At 66.2% G+C, this 15,811-nt stretch carries 13 protein-coding genes; 5 read left to right on the plus strand and 8 right to left on the minus strand.

Annotated elements, in window-relative coordinates; translation table 11 throughout:
* Nucleotides 1-14: 14 nt before the first annotated feature.
* Nucleotides 15-2,378, minus strand: coding sequence for an ATP-dependent helicase (locus RGUI_RS08825; RefSeq protein ID WP_081532713.1), 2,364 nt, complete (start codon nt 2,376-2,378; stop codon nt 15-17).
* Between the two features lie 92 nt (nt 2,379-2,470).
* A complete protein-coding gene (locus RGUI_RS08830) occupies nt 2,471-3,154 on the minus strand; it encodes an SIMPL domain-containing protein (protein ID WP_081532714.1) in 684 nt (227 codons plus the stop codon).
* 158 nt (nt 3,155-3,312) lie between these two features.
* On the opposite strand from RGUI_RS08830, the gene RGUI_RS21880 reads away from it, so the two are divergent.
* Both RGUI_RS21880 and RGUI_RS08840 read left to right on the plus strand, forming a co-directional pair.
* Nucleotides 3,313-5,532: a hypothetical protein gene (locus RGUI_RS21880; RefSeq protein ID WP_081532715.1), complete on the plus strand. Its 2,220-nt coding sequence runs from the start codon at nt 3,313-3,315 to the stop codon at nt 5,530-5,532.
* 107 nt (nt 5,533-5,639) lie between these two features.
* Complete coding sequence (locus RGUI_RS08840; protein ID WP_081532716.1) at nt 5,640-7,526, plus strand: monovalent cation:proton antiporter-2 (CPA2) family protein; 1,887 nt, start codon at nt 5,640-5,642, stop codon at nt 7,524-7,526.
* 70 nt (nt 7,527-7,596) lie between these two features.
* Here RGUI_RS08840 and RGUI_RS08845 read toward each other — a convergent pair whose 3' ends face one another.
* From RGUI_RS08845 to RGUI_RS08865, 5 genes are all read right to left on the minus strand, one after another.
* Nucleotides 7,597-8,106, minus strand: coding sequence for a CarD family transcriptional regulator (locus tag RGUI_RS08845; RefSeq protein WP_081532717.1), 510 nt, complete (start codon nt 8,104-8,106; stop codon nt 7,597-7,599).
* A gap of 273 nt (nt 8,107-8,379) precedes the next feature.
* Nucleotides 8,380-8,718: a ferredoxin FdxA gene (gene fdxA / locus RGUI_RS08850; protein WP_081532718.1), complete on the minus strand. Its 339-nt coding sequence runs from the start codon at nt 8,716-8,718 to the stop codon at nt 8,380-8,382.
* 52 nt (nt 8,719-8,770) lie between these two features.
* Nucleotides 8,771-9,148, minus strand: coding sequence for an RNA-binding S4 domain-containing protein (locus RGUI_RS08855; protein ID WP_081532719.1), 378 nt, complete (start codon nt 9,146-9,148; stop codon nt 8,771-8,773).
* Between the two features lie 3 nt (nt 9,149-9,151).
* Nucleotides 9,152-12,025, minus strand: coding sequence for a helicase-related protein (locus tag RGUI_RS08860; RefSeq protein ID WP_081532720.1), 2,874 nt, complete (start codon nt 12,023-12,025; stop codon nt 9,152-9,154).
* 24 nt (nt 12,026-12,049) lie between these two features.
* Entirely contained in the window at nt 12,050-12,553 is a 504-nt protein-coding gene (locus RGUI_RS08865) for a tetratricopeptide repeat protein (RefSeq protein WP_253799034.1), read from the minus strand.
* Nucleotides 12,554-12,674: 121 nt separating this feature from the next.
* On the opposite strand from RGUI_RS08865, the gene RGUI_RS08870 reads away from it, so the two are divergent.
* From RGUI_RS08870 to RGUI_RS08880, 3 genes are all read left to right on the plus strand, one after another.
* Entirely contained in the window at nt 12,675-12,962 is a 288-nt protein-coding gene (locus tag RGUI_RS08870; protein ID WP_081532722.1) for an SCP2 sterol-binding domain-containing protein, read from the plus strand.
* 4 nt (nt 12,963-12,966) lie between these two features.
* The gene (locus tag RGUI_RS08875; protein ID WP_081532723.1) at nt 12,967-13,932 is read left to right on the plus strand and encodes an alpha/beta fold hydrolase; all 966 of its coding nucleotides are present in this window, start codon (nt 12,967-12,969) and stop codon (nt 13,930-13,932) included.
* Nucleotides 13,933-14,167: 235 nt separating this feature from the next.
* Complete coding sequence (locus RGUI_RS08880) at nt 14,168-14,749, plus strand: hypothetical protein (protein ID WP_081532724.1); 582 nt, start codon at nt 14,168-14,170, stop codon at nt 14,747-14,749.
* Nucleotides 14,750-14,855: 106 nt separating this feature from the next.
* On the opposite strand, the gene RGUI_RS08885 is transcribed toward RGUI_RS08880, so the two are convergent.
* Complete coding sequence (locus RGUI_RS08885) at nt 14,856-15,785, minus strand: hydroxyacid dehydrogenase (RefSeq protein WP_081532725.1); 930 nt, start codon at nt 15,783-15,785, stop codon at nt 14,856-14,858.
* Nucleotides 15,786-15,811 lie beyond the last annotated feature (26 nt).

Genomic DNA, 15,811 nt, shown 5'->3' on the forward strand with positions numbered 1-15,811 from the left:
CCGGCCCGCGGGCGTCAGAACGGCACGTCGTCGACGTTACCCGCGGCGACCACAAAGCGGGCGACCACCTTCTTCGGCCCTGACGTGTCAAAGTCGATGTCCAGCTTGTCCCCCTCGATCCCCGTGACGATGCCATAGCCGAATTTCTGGTGGAACACGCGCTCCCCCGTGGCGAAGGCGGCAATAGCCTCCGCGTCGATGACGACCGTACGGCTTTCGCGCGGTTGGGAGACGGGCCGCGACGCGCTTCGGCTTTGCAGCCGCCGCCAGCCCGGCGAATTGTAGACATCGGCCCGCGCCGCGGCCTCCTCCACCGTCGATTGCGCCGGCGCGGCGGCGCCGTAGCCGCCCCCGTAAAGGCCCGGGGGGGTGAGCACATCCACATGCGCAGACGGCAGTTCATCGATGAACCGCGAGGGCAGCGCCGACTGCCACTGGCCATAGACCCGGCGGTTCGCGGCAAAGGACACCGTGCAGACCTCCTCGGCCCGGGTCAGGCCGACATAGGCAAGGCGGCGCTCTTCCTCTAGCGCGGTCAGCCCGTTTTCGTCCATCGCACGCTGGCTGGGAAACAGCCCATCCTCCCAGCCCGGCAGGAACACGACGGGAAACTCCAGCCCCTTGGCGGCGTGCAGCGTCATGACCGAGATCTTCGCGCCGTGGTCTTCGGATTCATTGTCCATGATCAGCGCCACATGTTCGAGGAACCCTTGCAGGTTGTCGAACCCCTCCAGCGCCTTGACCAGTTCCTTGAGGTTTTCCAGCCGCCCCGGTGCCTCTGGCGTCTTGTCGTTCTGCCAATGGGCGGTATAGCCGGAGTCGTCGAGGATACGCTCGGCCAGTTCGATATGGCTTTCGGTGGCGTCCAGCGCCGCACCATGCCAGCGCCCGATCCCCTGCAACAGCGCCGCCAGTTCCTTCGCGCCCTTGCCCGTGATCCCCTTGGTTTCCAGCAGCAGCCGCGCGCCCTCCACCAGCGGCACGCCATTGGCCCGCGCCATGGTCTGGATCTTCTGCTGCGCCTTGTCGCCAAGGCCGCGCTTGGGCGTATTCACGATCCGCTCGAATGCCAGATCGTCATCGGGGCTGACGGCGAGGCGGAAATAGGCCATCGCGTCGCGGATCTCCATCCGCTCATAGAACCGGGGCCCGCCGATCACGCGATAGGGCAGGCCGATGGTCAGGAACCGGTCTTCGAACGCCCGCATCTGGTGCGACGCACGGACGAGGATCGCCATCTCGTCCAGCGAATAGGGGCGCAGCCCACGGGAGCCGCCCTGCATCGCCTCGGCCTCTTCGCCGATCCAGCGGGCCTCTTCCTCCCCATCCCAATGACCGATCAGGCGGACCTTCTCGCCCCCCTCGGCCTCGGTCCAGAGTGTCTTGCCCAACCGGCCCTTGTTGGCTGCGATCAGGCCGCTGGCCGCCGCAAGAATATGGGGTGTGGAGCGGTAGTTCTGCTCCAGCCGGATCACCTGCGCGCCGGGAAAGTCCTTCTCGAACCGCAGGATGTTGCCGACCTCTGCGCCCCGCCAGCCATAGATCGACTGGTCGTCGTCGCCCACGCAGCAGATGTTGTGATGACCGCCCGCCAGAAGCCGCAGCCACAGATACTGCGCGACGTTGGTGTCCTGGTATTCGTCCACAAGGATGTAGCGGAACCAGCGGCGATATTGCGCCAGCACATCCGGCTGGGCCTGAAAGATCGTGACCATGTGCAGAAGCAGATCACCGAAATCGACCGCGTTCAGCGTTTTCAGGCGGGCCTGATACTCCGCGTAAAGCTCCACCCCGCGGCTGTTGAAGGCCGAAGCTTCGGCCACCGGCACGGCATCTGGCACCCAGGCGCGGTTCTTCCACCGGTCGATGATCCCGGCCAGCTGCCGCGCGGGCCAGCGCTTTTCATCGATATTGGCCGCGACGATCAGCTGTTTCATCAGCCGGATCTGGTCGTCGGTATCTAGAATCGTGAAATTCGACTTCAGCCCCGCCAGTTCCGCATGGCGGCGCAAAAGCTTCACGCAGATCGCGTGGAAGGTGCCCATCCACTTTAGTGGCTCATACAAATGGAAAGGCGTCTTTGACAGCCGCTCCTTCATCTCGCGCGCCGCCTTGTTGGTGAAGGTCACTGCGAGGATCTCATTTGGCCTTGCCCGCCCTTGCATGATCAAATGAGCGATCCTAGCCATAAGCGCCTTGGTCTTTCCCGTACCGGCGCCCGCCAGCATTAGCACTGGCCCTTCCAGCGTCTCGACCGCGGCCCGCTGGGCGGCGTTGAGATCGTCAAGATAGGGCGCAGGCCGCGCGGCCATGGCTCGGGCGGAAAGCGGGACGGGATCGTCGGCCTCGAAGGCCTCTGCATCATCAATCGGCGACATGGGGCAGAGTGTAGCGCGGTGACCCGATGAAGAAAAGCGGTGTTCCCACTATGTTCGCATGCGCTGTGCGGAGGCCCGGCACGGGCGGCACCTCACTCCCCGATCTGGAAGACCATCGTCACCGATGCCGAGATCGTCACCTCTCCCGGCGCCACGGGAACCGCATCCGAGGCCGCGCGCATGCCTTCCAGCATCATCGGGCGCGGGGTCTGCACGCCCCCTTCCTCGATCAGCAGAATTGGGCCAAGGGCCACGCCGGCCGCATCGGCATAGAGCTTCGCCTTCGCCCTCGCATCTTGTACGGCCGCCCGGCGCGCGGCATCCAGAATCGGATCGCGATCCTGCACGCCAAAGCTCAGGCCGCGAAAGCCGTTCGCGCCATCGGCGATCACCTCGTCCAACAACACCCCCAGCCGGTCCAGTTCGCGCAGCCGGGCCGTTACCGTGCTTGAGGCGACGAAACCGGTTATTTCGCGCCGTTGCCCCGACCCGTAGCTCGACCAGACCGGCGACAGGTCCAGACCGCTTGTCTGAAGGTCGGTGTCTGCAATCCCGGCCGACCGCAACCCGTCCAGCACCGCCGACAGATCGTCGGAAACGGCGGCCATCGCGCGGTCGGCGGTTCTCGCTTCATGTGTCACGCCAAGCGTCACGGTCGCCATGTCGGGGATGACGTCGACCGCGCCGTAGCCCGAAACGGTCAACTGCCCCGCGCTTAGCGCAGGCAGCGGACTGGCTAGACCGGCACATACAAGAAGCAGCGAGATGAGGCGCATTGTCAGGCTCCGTTCCCAGGACGCGGGACCTCAGACTGGGGCGCGTGGGGCGGCATGGCAAGGAATTCCGCCCGGCCCCTTCTGCCCCGTGGCGATTTCCTGCTATATTCCACCCGCTATGCGTTGGGACCGGCGAAAAACCGGTGTAGAGGTCAGGAATGAAACCGAGTTTTGCGCTGACGCTGTCCGACGACGGGATCGGGCTCTTGCATCATGGCAAGGGGGGGTGGACGCGCCTTGGCGGGGCATCCCCGTCCGACCCCGACCTCGACACCACCCTCAGGGCGCTGCGGGACAAGACAGAGCCGCTGCGCGACGGGCCGCTGCTGACCAAGCTGGTCATTCCCGACAGCCTGATCCTTTACACCACGCTTCCCTGCACCGGCGCGAACCGGGCCGAGAAAGAGGAAGGGTTGCGGCGCGGTCTTGACGGGCTGACTCCCTATGCGCTGGAGGAGTTGGCCTTCGACTGGGTCGAGGCTGGCGACACCGCCCGCGTCGCCGCCGTTGCGTGCGAGACGCTGGAGGAGGCCGAGGCCTTTGCGCGTCAGCACGCGTTCAACCCCGTCTGTTTCGTCGCCGCCCCGCCGGAGGGCACCTTCCCGAGGGAGCCGCTTTTCGGCCCGACCTCGATCGCCGCGGACCTGTTGCCCGCCGATGTCGTGCCGGAGCGGGAGGCGAAGGCCGTGCCCCCGCTCGTCAAACCCGCGGGTGCAGCGGGGTCGCAACCGTCCAAGCGGGCCGCAACGCCGCCACCCGAAAAGCCGGTCGAACCGAAAAAACCGGCCGGTGCGGCCCCGACGCCAGAGTCAGCGTCCGCCGCCGCGACACCTGCGCCTGTCGCGGCGCGGCGCCCCACGGCCAAAGGGGCGGTCAAGCGCGGGCGGCGCATCCCCGTCGGCCTAGTGGCTGCGGCGGGGGCGGTGATGGCCATCGGCCTTGGCGCCATCATGATGACCGGCGGGGATGAGACGACCGAACCGCCCCGCGAGACCGAGCTTGCCGCCCTGCCCGAGCGACCGGCCCCAACTGTTCCAGCCCCCGTTGCCGACGAGGCCCCCGAGGCCGATACGCCGACCGCAGCCGCCGAACTCCCCCCGGCACCCGACGCACCGGCCCCGCCGGTGTCTGCCGAGATCGCCGCGGAAACACCCCCACCCGCCGCCAAGCCCGCAGAGCCGGAGGAACCCACGGCAGAGGAACCGGCCCCGGTCTTTCCCGCAACGCTCGACATCGCGTGGCAAACGGCCCCGGACCAGCCCAGCCCGCCCCGGCAGGACCGGATCGAGGACTTGTACGTCGCCGCACTCGGCCCCTCTATCCGTCCGCCCCAATCGGTCACGCTGCCCGCCCCGGCAGCGGTCATGGCCACGGACGCCCCCTTGCCCGTTCAGCGCCCGCCCGGCCTTCAGGCGCAACCTGTCCCGCCCGAACCCGTCGATCTTGTCCGGGCGACGCCGGAGGGCGTGCTGACACCGGACGGGATCACCGTCATCGCGGGCCGCCCGGATCTGTTGCCGCGCCCCCGCCCCTTTGAAATCGCGGTGGAGCCGGAACCAGCAGCGGAGCCAGAACCGCCCGAGGCCGTTCCCGAGCCGCCCGCGCGCGCCAACGAAGGCTCCGTCGTGGTCGCTGTGATCAGCGGCCAGCCCGAGCGAACCCCACCGGCCCGGCCGCAGGACGCCCCCGGGGCCGACCCCACCGCAGAGGAACAAGTCGAGATAACGGTCACGACCTCTCGGCCCCCCGCCGTTCCGCCGCCGCGCCCGGCGGGCCGCGCCGACGACCCGGCCGCGGTCGAGGGCACCGCCCCCGATCCCGACGACGAAGCCGCCGCCCCCCAGGCGGTGCCCCTGCCCGAGACCGCCGTTCTTGTCGCGAGCGCCGAGGCGGCGGCGCGGCTTGCCGGGTTTCGCCCCAAGTTCCGCCCGCCGGGCCGCGTACCCGCCGCCCTGAGCCCCGAGGCAGACCCGCCGGCGACCGACACCGCTGATTCAGCCGATGACACGGACGTGTCAGAGCAGATGCGCACCACCTCGCTCCGCCCCGCGGCGCGGCCGTCCGATTTCGCCGAAAAGGCCCAGGCGCGCACCGCCCCCGCCACGGCCGAGGCACGCGCGCCGAAGATCCCCACCAAGGCGTCGGTGGCCAAACAGGCGACCTTGCGGAACGCCATCAACCTGAACGCCGTGAACCTGATCGGCGTCTACGGGTCGTCCAGCGACCGTCGGGCCCTCGTCCGCCTGCCATCGGGGCGGTATCTCAAGGTCAAGGTCGGGGACCGGATCGACGGCGGCCGCGTCGCGGCCATCGGCGACGACCGTGTGCGCTATGTCAAGAATGGCCGGAATATCGTCCTCGATCTGCCGGGCGATTGATCAGCCGCATCACGACAGGCCCGGTGCGGCCTTGTTCAGCTTGGGCTTGCCCGCAAGGCCGCCTATGCTCGCTTCGGTTCCAACATTGAGCAAAGGACTGCCCCGCCATGGATGGGTTCTTCCTTCAGGCCCTGATCTACCTGACTGCGGCGGTCATCGCCGTACCGATCGCCACGCGGCTTGGGCTTGGCTCGGTCCTTGGCTACCTGTCCGCGGGCATCGTGATCGGCCCCGTTCTGGGGCTGGTCGGGTCCGAAACCGCCAACCTGCAACATTTCGCCGAGTTCGGCGTGGTCCTGATGCTGTTCCTGATCGGGCTGGAACTGGAACCGAAAAGCCTGTGGCAGATGCGCGGGCGGCTTCTGGGCCTCGGCGGGCTTCAGGTCGCGCTGACCACGGCGGCGATCATGGCCACGGCGCTGGCCTTCGGCCTTGTCTGGCAGCAGGCGCTGGCCATCGGCATGGTGCTGGCCCTGTCCTCGACCGCCATCGTCCTGCAAACCCTCAACGAAAAGGGCCTGATGCCGACGGTGGGCGGACGGGCGAGTTTCTCGGTCCTGCTGACGCAGGACATCGCGGTGATCCCGATGCTGGTCGTTCTGCCGCTGCTGGCCAATGGCCCAAAGGCGAGCTTTGCCCCCGACGGATCGGTGATCCGCCATTCGGTCGAGGCTGCCAAGGCGCATGGGCTGTCGCTGGTCGACGGCCTGCCCGGCTGGGGCGTGGCGCTGGTGACGCTGGGGGCGGTGGCCTTCGTCATCCTTCTGGGCCACTACCTGATCCGGCCGCTGTTCCGCTTCGTCCACATGGCCCATCTGCGCGAGATGTATACCGCCGTGGCGCTCTTGCTGATGATCGGCATCGCCGTTCTGATGAGCATGGTGGGCCTGTCGCCGGCGCTTGGCACCTTCCTTGCGGGCGTGGTTCTGGCCGACTCCGAATTCCGCCACGACCTTGAAAGCAATATCGAGCATTTCAAGGGCCTGCTCCTCGGTCTCTTCTTCATTACCGTGGGCGCAGGCATCGATTTCGAATTGCTGCTGGCCGATCCCGGTCTTCTGGTCACGCTCGCCCTGCTGGTGATGGCGATCAAGGCGGTGATCCTGTTGATCGTCGCGCGGATCTTCCGCCTGAAGGGGCAGGATCGGTGGCTCTTTACACTGGGCCTTGCGCAAGCGGGGGAGTTCGGCTTCGTCCTGGTGGGCGTCGCGTTGCAGCAGCGGATCTTCCCCGAAGATACCGGCCAGACGCTGCTTCTGGTGATCGCGCTGTCGATGCTGCTGACGCCGCTGGCCTTCATCGCGCACAAGCTGCTGTCCGAACGGCTGGCCCGGTCCGGGCAGTCGGCCCAGCACAGCCCCGACGAGATCGACGAACGCCACCCGATCATCATCGCCGGGATCGGGCGGTTCGGGCAGGTGGTCCAACGCATGCTGCAGATGTCGGGCTATCGTGCCACGGTGATCGACGACGACCTGCAGACGATCAACCTGATGCGGCGCTTTGGCGTCAAGTCGTTCTTCGGCGACCCGACCCGGCCCGAAACCCTGCGCGCCGCCGGGCTGGATACGGCGCGGGTCCTCGTAGTGGCGCTGGACGATCCGGAGCAGACGACAGAACTTGTCACCTATGCCCGCCGGGTGCGCCCCGATCTGCGGATCATCGCGCGGGCCCGCGACCGAGGGCATGTCTATCACCTCTACCGGGCGGGGGCGTCCAACATCGTGCGGGAACTCTTCGACAGTTCGCTGCGCGTCGGTCGCTACGTTCTGGAGGAAATGGGCCTGTCCGACTTCGAGGCACGCGAACTGGAAAGCGCCTTTTTCGATTTCGACCGCCACGCGGTGCGCGAACTGGCACAAGTCTGGAAACCCGGCGTACCGGCCCACAAGAACGAGGCTTATGTCAAACGCGCCCGGGAATTGAATGCCGGGCTGGAAACCGCGCTGCTTGGCCGCCTGCGCCGCGACGATGCCGCAAGCAGCGAGGAATAGAACGTAGCGGGCACGAAAAAACCGCGGCCCGAGGGCCGCGGCATAGACTTCTGGATCAAATTCAGACCGCTCAGGCCGCGCGGGAGACGAGAACCTCTCCAACCTTTTTCTGCGCGCCGGCCTCATCCACACCGGAGACGGCCGCCACTTCGCGGGTCAGACGCTCTAGCGCGGCTTCGTACAACTGACGTTCGGAATAGCTCTGCTCCCGCTGATCGTCGGCACGGTGCAGGTCACGCACCACCTCGGCAATCGAGATCAGGTCGCCCGAGTTGATCTTCTGTTCGTATTCCTGGGCCCGGCGGGACCACATCGCGCGCTTGACCTTGGCCTTGCCCTTCAGCACGGTCATCGCCTTCGACACGACGTCGGGCGTGGAGAGCGAGCGCATGCCCACCTCGGTCGCCTTGTTCGTCGGCACCCGCAACGTCATCTTGTCCTTCTCGAACGAGATCACGAAGAGCTCAAGCGGGATGCCCGCGATCTCCTGTTCCTCGATCGACATGATCTGACCCACACCATGGGCCGGGTACACAACATAGTCGTTGGGGCGGAATTCAGACTTCTTGGTTTTGGACATTCAGTGCTTCCTCACATGGACCCCTGTGAATTCGAGACAGCGCCGACGTCCGGAAAGAGTGATTCCGGCCACTAGGATCCCTCTGGCGCTGAAAAAACACACCGCAGAACGGAGCGCTGCGAGTGGATATCAGGAGTCGGTCAGCCATTTGTTCAAGCAATGTAACAGAAAAACGCAGCGAAGAAAAGCGCTGCGCTGCAGGATGGCAGCCAACTCATTGATACAAATTGTGATTTCCCGCCCAAACCATGGGCGGGAACTGCGAATCAATCCTTAACCGCCCTCGCCCGGCGTCTCGGAGAAGTATTTCTCCCGCTTGCCGGTCTCGCCATCCTTCGCCTCGGCCTCGGGCAGCGGGTCCTTGCGGGTGATGATGCAGGGCCACTGTTCGGCGTATTTCCGGTTGAACTCGACCCATTCGTCCATGTCGGGTTCGGTGTCGGGGCGGATCGCGTCGGCGGGGCATTCCGGCTCGCACACGCCGCAGTCGATGCACTCGTCGGGATGAATCACCAGCATGTTCTCACCCTCGTAGAAGCAGTCCACGGGACAGACTTCGACGCAGTCGGTGTACTTGCAGGCGATGCAGTTGTCGGTCACGACATATGTCATGTGCAGAACCTCGGTTTACAGATCGGGGGACGACGTAAACCACTGACGCGCATCATTCAAGCGGCCCTTTTCGGCTTTGCTCAAACATGCGGCGATCTTTCTTCGTGGGACGTCCGCGCCCTTCGTATCTAGGCGCCTTGGCCGGCATTTCCTTGATCGGGGTCAAGTCTTCGTAAAGCGCCTGCGCCTCGGGGGCCGGGCCGCGGCGCTCTCCGGGCGCGATGATGCGCACGACGCGGATGTCGTGCCCCTGTGGAAAGGTCAGCGTGTCGCCGGGCCCGACCTTGCGGGCGGGTTTGTCGGTCTTGGCGGCATTCACACGAACATGCCCGCCCGCAACGAGTTTCGCGGCCAGCGTGCGCGTCTTGAAGAAACGCGCATGCCAAAGCCACTTGTCCAACCGTATTTGCGGGCGCGGCGCGTCCGTCACGGGCTATTTCTTGTCCTTCAACCCCATCAGCGCGGCGGCGAACGGGTTATCGGGATCGATGGGCTTTTCCTTCCGCGGCGGGCGCGCCTCAAAGCTCTTGGGCTTGTCGCCGCGCGGGCCGCCGCCCTTGCCCTTGGGTTTGCCGCCCGGCTTGCCGCCGCCACGGGGCTTGCCCTTGCCCTGGGGCCGGTCGCCCCGCTCTCCGCGCGGGCCGCCACGCCGGCGGGGCGCCCATGCGAAGGTGTAGAACACCTCGATCTCGGGCACGCCATCGGCGGTCTCTTCGGCGGAGTCGGCTGCGTCCGCAGGCGCGGCGTCCGCGTCGACCTCGGTCGCGGGGGGCACCTCCTCGGGCGCTGTCTCGACAGGCGCCGCCTCGGGCGCAGCCGCTTCGACCGCTGCCGCCTCGGCCTCGGACGATGCAGCGGGCGTCTCTTCGGCTGTGGCCTCTGCCACATCGGCGGGCTGCTCCCCGGCAGGCTGTTCCGCCGGGGCCGGTTTGACCTTGGGCCGCTCGCCGCGTTCCGCCTTGTACCCAAGGCCCTGCATCAGGTCCGCGAACTGTTCCAGCGTCGTGCCGGTGATCGACAGCATGTCGGGCTTGGCCTCGAATCCGCCACGGGTGTCCTCGACCCGCAGCAAGTCGGCCAGACGCTCCAGCATGTCGATCCGAATCGCCCGGCTGCCCGCGGCGCGATAGCCCGCCAGGGTGTGATGCTCTGCCGGCGTGCCCTCGGCGACGGGAATGGTGACCAGACCCGGCGGCGGGCTTTCGGGAAACTCGTCCAGCCCCTTGTGCAGCGACCAAAGCACCAGCCGCAGCCGCGTCGGCGCGGGTTTCAGCAACAGCGGCATGAAGATCGTGAACTGACCAAAGCGCAGCCCGTGCTTGCGCAGCGCACCGCGCGCATCCTGATCCAACGCCTTGACGTCATCGGCAACCCGATCGCGCGGCAGGATGCCCAACGCCTCGACCATCTGGAACGCAAAGCCCCGGGGAAGCCCGGTCAGCGTTTCGTCCCGTTGCAGGTTCAGAAGCGGCTCGAACAGGGTGGCGATGCGGCGGTCGATGAAATGCTGCAACCGGCGGCGCACCTTTTCAACGATCTCGGCCCCGGCCTCTTCATCGACGAAGGCCTCGACCATGGGTTTCAGCGGATCGGCACCCGCAACCAGCTTGCCGACCGCATGTTCGCCCCACATCAGGCCGCCCTGCTCGGTGAAATCAAGCTCGGTATCGGGCGCGTTGTAGAACCGGTCGGCGCGCAGGTGGAATTCCGGAGCCAGCGCCGCCAGAGCGGCCTGGCGCAGCGTTCGGGCCTCATCCGGGCTCGACGTCGAATCCTGTCGGAAGCGGCACCCCTCCAGCCGGCCGACGAATTCTCCCTCGACCGTCACCTCACCCTTGTCGTTCACCTCGGCCACAAGGCCCTCCTTCTGCTTCAACCGGCGGAGCAGCACGCTGGTCCGCCGGTCAACAAATCTTTGCGTCAATGCGCCGTGCAGCGCGTCGGACAGGCGGTCTTCTACAGCGCGGGTAAGCTCACGCCAATGTGATTCATCACTCACCCAGCCGGAGCGCTGCGCGACAAACGTCCAGGTGCGGATATACGCCAGTCGTTTCGACAGTGTGTCAATGTCGCCATCTGTCCGGTCGATCCGCCTGATCTGACCGGCCAGCCAGTCGTCGGGCACCCGCCCGCCGCCCTGCAGAAACCCGAAGATGCTTTCCAGCATTCCGGTATGCTCTGCCGTTGAAATCCCGCGAAAATCCGGTATCCGGCAGACATCCCACAGCAGTTTCACATCGCGACCGTCACGCACGCGATCCCGGATTTCGGGCAATGCCGACAGGGTCTTCAGCGCATGCAGGTCGTCGACTTCCCGCGCACGGGAAAGCCAGTCATTGCTGGTCCGCGTCTCAAGCGCGGCAATCAGCCGCTCCGGGCTGCCGAAGTCCAGACGCGAACTGCGCCATTGCAGCTTGCGCACCGGATCGAACCGGTTCTCGACGATGGCCTCGACAACCTCCTCGTCCAGCGGGCGCGCCTCTCCGGTCACGCCGAAGGTGCCGCTCTGGGTGTGCCGCCCGGCGCGGCCCGCGATCTGCGCCAGTTCGTTCGGCCAGAGCGGGCGCATCCGCCGCCCGTCGAACTTGGCTAGCGCCGAGAACGCGACATGCTTGATGTCGAGGTTCAGCCCCATCCCGATGGCATCGGTCGCCACCAGGTAATCCACGTCGCCATTCTGATAGAGCGCGACCTGCGCGTTCCGTGTCCGCGGGCTGAGCGCCCCCATCACCACGGCGCAGCCGCCCTTTTGCCGACGGATCAGCTCCGCGATGGCATAGACGTTTTCAACCGAGAAGCCGACGATGGCCGCCCGGGGTGGCATCCGGCTGATCTTTTTCGACCCGGAATAGGACAGGTCGGAAAACCGCTCCCGCCGCATGAACTGCGCCCGCGGCACCAGCGCGGCAATCGCCCCGCGCATCGTCTCGGCCCCGAGAAACAGCGTCTCGTGCTGGCCGCGGGCGTTCAGCAGCCGGTCGGTGAAGACATGGCCACGCTCGGGGTCGGCGCAAAGCTGGATTTCATCGACGGCCAGGAAATCGGCGCCGGTGCCGGTCGGCATCGCCTCCACCGTGCAGACCCAGTATTGCGCCCGGTCGGGCACGATCCGCTCTTCCCCGGTGACCAGCGCCACGCAGGACGGGCCGCGCAGCGCGACGATCCGGTCATAGACCTCGCGCGCCAGCAGGCGCAGCGGCAGGCCGATAACCCCCGTCCGGTGGGCCAGCATCCGCTCGATCGCATAGTGGGTCTTACCGGTGTTCGTGGGCCCGAGGACCGCCGTGACCCTCGACTGCTCCGCCATGGCTTGCCTCTTTGGCCGCGTGTCTTACAGCGTCTGGCCCGAGGTGAGGCGTTCCAGCCGCGTCACGGCGTCTTCTAGGTCAGGATCATGGGGATGTATAGCGCGCGCAGCCTCGAACGCGCGCAGCGCGTCATCGTAGCGCCCCACTTCCTCAAGGATTGCACCAAGGCCGGACAGCGCCCCGAAATGCGACGGGTTCAGCGCCAGCGTGCGCTCCAGATCGGCCATCGCGGGGCCATAGCGCCCGGATCTGAAGAACGCGAGAGCACGGACATTGAACCCCTCGGCGAAATCGGGGGCATGGTCGGTCAGCGCCGTCAGATGCGCGATTGCGGTGTCGAAATCGCTTTCCTCCACCGCGTCGCGCCCCCGCTTCAGCAACAGATCGGCAGACGGAGAGCCGGACCTGGACCATTCCGACCAGATCGCGTTTTCGACATTCTTCCAGTTCGGCAGATCGGGGCGCTGCAATTCCTGCAACAACTCGGCCGCGCGGTCGTCCGCGGCCAGCGCAGGGCCCGACCACATCAGGCAAATTCCCGCAAGCCCAGCATTGAGAAGTGATCGGAATGTACCCATAACAAGGATCAGCATAGCACCGGCTGCGCAAAAGGCGACAGCCCCGCAATCACAATTCGGAGGACGAGGCATGAGCGAAACCATCGACAAGGTTGTCGAGATCATGGGCGGGAAAGTCGGCCCCGGCTTCGACGGCATCGCGAAATTCGTGATCGAGGACGAAGGCGCGGTGATCGTGGATTGCGACGGGGTCCGCGCCGGCGATGACGAGGCCGATGTGACACTGACCGCCACGCTCGACACCTTCCGCGACATGCTGGAGGGGGATTTGAACCCGACCGCCGCCTTCATGACCGGCAAGCTGAAGGTCGACGGCGACATGGGCAAGGCGATGGCACTGGCACAGGTCTTCACCTGACGCGATGAAGGCGGCCCCGCTTTACCACGACATCAGCGAAGGCCCCGACGACGGCGCCGCCTTCTGGATCACCACGGGCGACGATGTCCGCCTGCGGATCGCGGTCTGGGGCATGGGCGCTGCCAACGGTACCGTGCTGCTGTTCCCCGGCCGCACGGAATACGCCGAGAAATACGGCCGCGCGGCGCACCAGTTCCGGGATCGCGGCTTTGCCACCGTGGTCGTGGACTGGCGCGGGCAGGGTCTGGCGGACCGCCTGCACAGGGACCCGACGCTTGGCCATGTGGACCGCTTTACCGCCTATCAACGCGACGTCGCGGCGGTTGTGGCCGCGGCGGGGCGGCTGGGACTGCCGACGCCGCTTTACCTTGTGGCGCATTCCATGGGTGGGGCCATTGGTCTGCGGGCCTTGCATGAAGGGTTGGGCGTCAGCGCGGCGGTCTTCTCTGCCCCGATGTGGGGCATCGCGATCCCGCGCCTGATGCGGCCCGCGGCCTGGACGATCAGCGCGATCAGCCGCCCCTTGGGCCTTGGAACCCGCTTTACCCCCGGCACCGGGGGCAACACCTATCTGGTCGCCAACAATTTCGACGAAAACGACCTGACCGGCGATCCGGAGATGTTCGGATATATGCGCAATCAGGTCATCGCCCGGCCGGAACTGACGATCAGCGGGCCAAGCCTTGCATGGCTGCACGAGGCGCTGACCGAAATCCGCACCCTCACCCGGCGCAGACCGCCCGCATTGCCGACCCTGACCTATCTTGGGACGGATGAGCGGATCGTCTGCCCCAACGCGATCCACGGGCATATGCAGGACTGGCGGCACGGCGCGCTGCAGGTGATCGAGGGCGCCCGGCACGAGGTCCTGATGGAAGGCCCCGAGATCCGCGCCCGGGTCTTCGACGAGATCGCGGAACATTTCGCCCGACATCGGGAAACGCCCGAGAAAATAAGACTCCACGGTTGATGGGCATCCGAACGACATGGGGTCGTGCGGATAAACCGGAAGAACGGGCGCCTGCCCCAACGCGGGCCTATCCTTCGAATACACCACGGCAAAGATCGCTGGATCCGATGTAGGCTTGCGGTCTTGCCCCAGAGCATTTGCAGGCGAAAATGGCGGCACGCCTCCCTGAAGCTCGGCACAAACATTGGAGCAAATCTATATAAATGCTAAGTATCACCCATTCAGAAACACCGGGATGGATACCAGCGGCATGAAAATGCTCTTGAATGGAAGCGCGATTGCGGCGGTTGTGACACTTGCGGGTGCTGCCCATGCGGCCACCTATTCGGTCGATCACGACGGGCCCACCATCGATATTTTCGGCACCATCGAATTCACCGGAACGGGAACGTACACGCTTGACGCATTCGGCGCTGCGCTTGGCGGATATTCGTTCACCGCATCGAACAACGGCACCCTTGCCTATCTGTTCACCGACGCAAATAGCAGCATGGGCGGTGGCATCGGCTCCGAAATCACGGTCGAAGTCACGGCAAGCCAGATTCTCCTATGGACGACGAACACCGCACGTTACGAGCTTGATGGTTTTTTCGTGATGGCCGACGTGATAACCGACGGGTCGAGAGAGAACCTCCGCCTGTCGACGACCGAACTGGGGTATCGCACGCCCGACCGCGATACGATCGTCTTCGAAGCCGCAACCGTGCCTTTTGTCCTGGCCGAAATCGACACGCCCACGGTTCCCATTCCGGCAAGCTTGCCTATCCTCGCGTTCGGCCTGGGAATGCTGACAGTTGCAGGACGCCGCACAGCCTGAGGCCCGGCCCGGAAGCCAGCCTTCGGGTCTTCGGTGACATCGCGGACCATGTCGCCCGACACCGGAAAGCGCCCGCGTCGGACTGAACCGCCGGCGCGGACGCGGCCTAGCCCTGCGCCACCAGCCGATCCCGCGGCGGATGCCCGTTGAGCGTGTCGATCAGGTTCTGCGCGGCCATCATGCCCATCTGCCGGAAGGCCCGCGGGCTGAGCGCTGCGGCATGGGGCGAGAAAAGTGCGTTTTCCAGCCCGAAAAGCGGATGATCGGACGGGGGCGGCTCCGCCTCGAACACATCGAGGCCAATGCCGCCCAGCCGGGATGCCGCTTGGGTCAACGCGTTCTCATCCACCACGCCGCCCCGCCCGGTGTTCAGCACGATCGCCCCCGCTGGCAACAGCGCCAGTTCCGCCGCCCCGATCAGCCCCCGCGTCTCGGGCGTCAGCGGCAGATGCAGGCTCAGCACATCCGCCCGGGGCAAGGCCGCCCGCAGGTCCCGCACGACCTCAAATCCGATCTCCTCGGCCGTATGCCGACGGTGCCAGACGGTCACATTCATCCCGAACGCCTTGGCCAACTGCGCCACCCGGCGGCCAATGGCCCCGAAGCCCGCGATCAGCAACCGCCGCCCCTCCAGATCCTGCGGCACCAGGGCCCCGGCGCCTGCAAACCCGGTCCGCGCCGACCGGTCCATCGCCACGACGCGGCGCGACAGCGCCAGCATCATCATCAACGTATGCTCGGCCACCGCCCCGGCATTGGCGCCTGGCGTGTTCGTCACGACGATCCCGCGGGCCAGAGCCTCTGCTACCGGAATGTTGTCCACCCCGACCCCGTGCTTGGAGATCGTCTTGAGACCCGGCGCGGCGTCCAGCCACGCAACATCAAGCCGCGCGGTCCGCACCAGCCACGCCCGCGCCGCCATCAGGCCCGGCAATGGGTCCGCCATTTCCCAGCCCTTGCCGACATTCAGCCCCGCACCCTGCAACAGCGCCAGCGCGTCGTCATGGATCGGCTCTGTCAGATGCACATCGGTCATGGCGTGATCATGGGCATGGGGCAGGC

The organism is Rhodovulum sp. P5 (assembly GCF_002079305.1).
Classification (GTDB): Bacteria; Pseudomonadota; Alphaproteobacteria; order Rhodobacterales; family Rhodobacteraceae; genus Rhodovulum.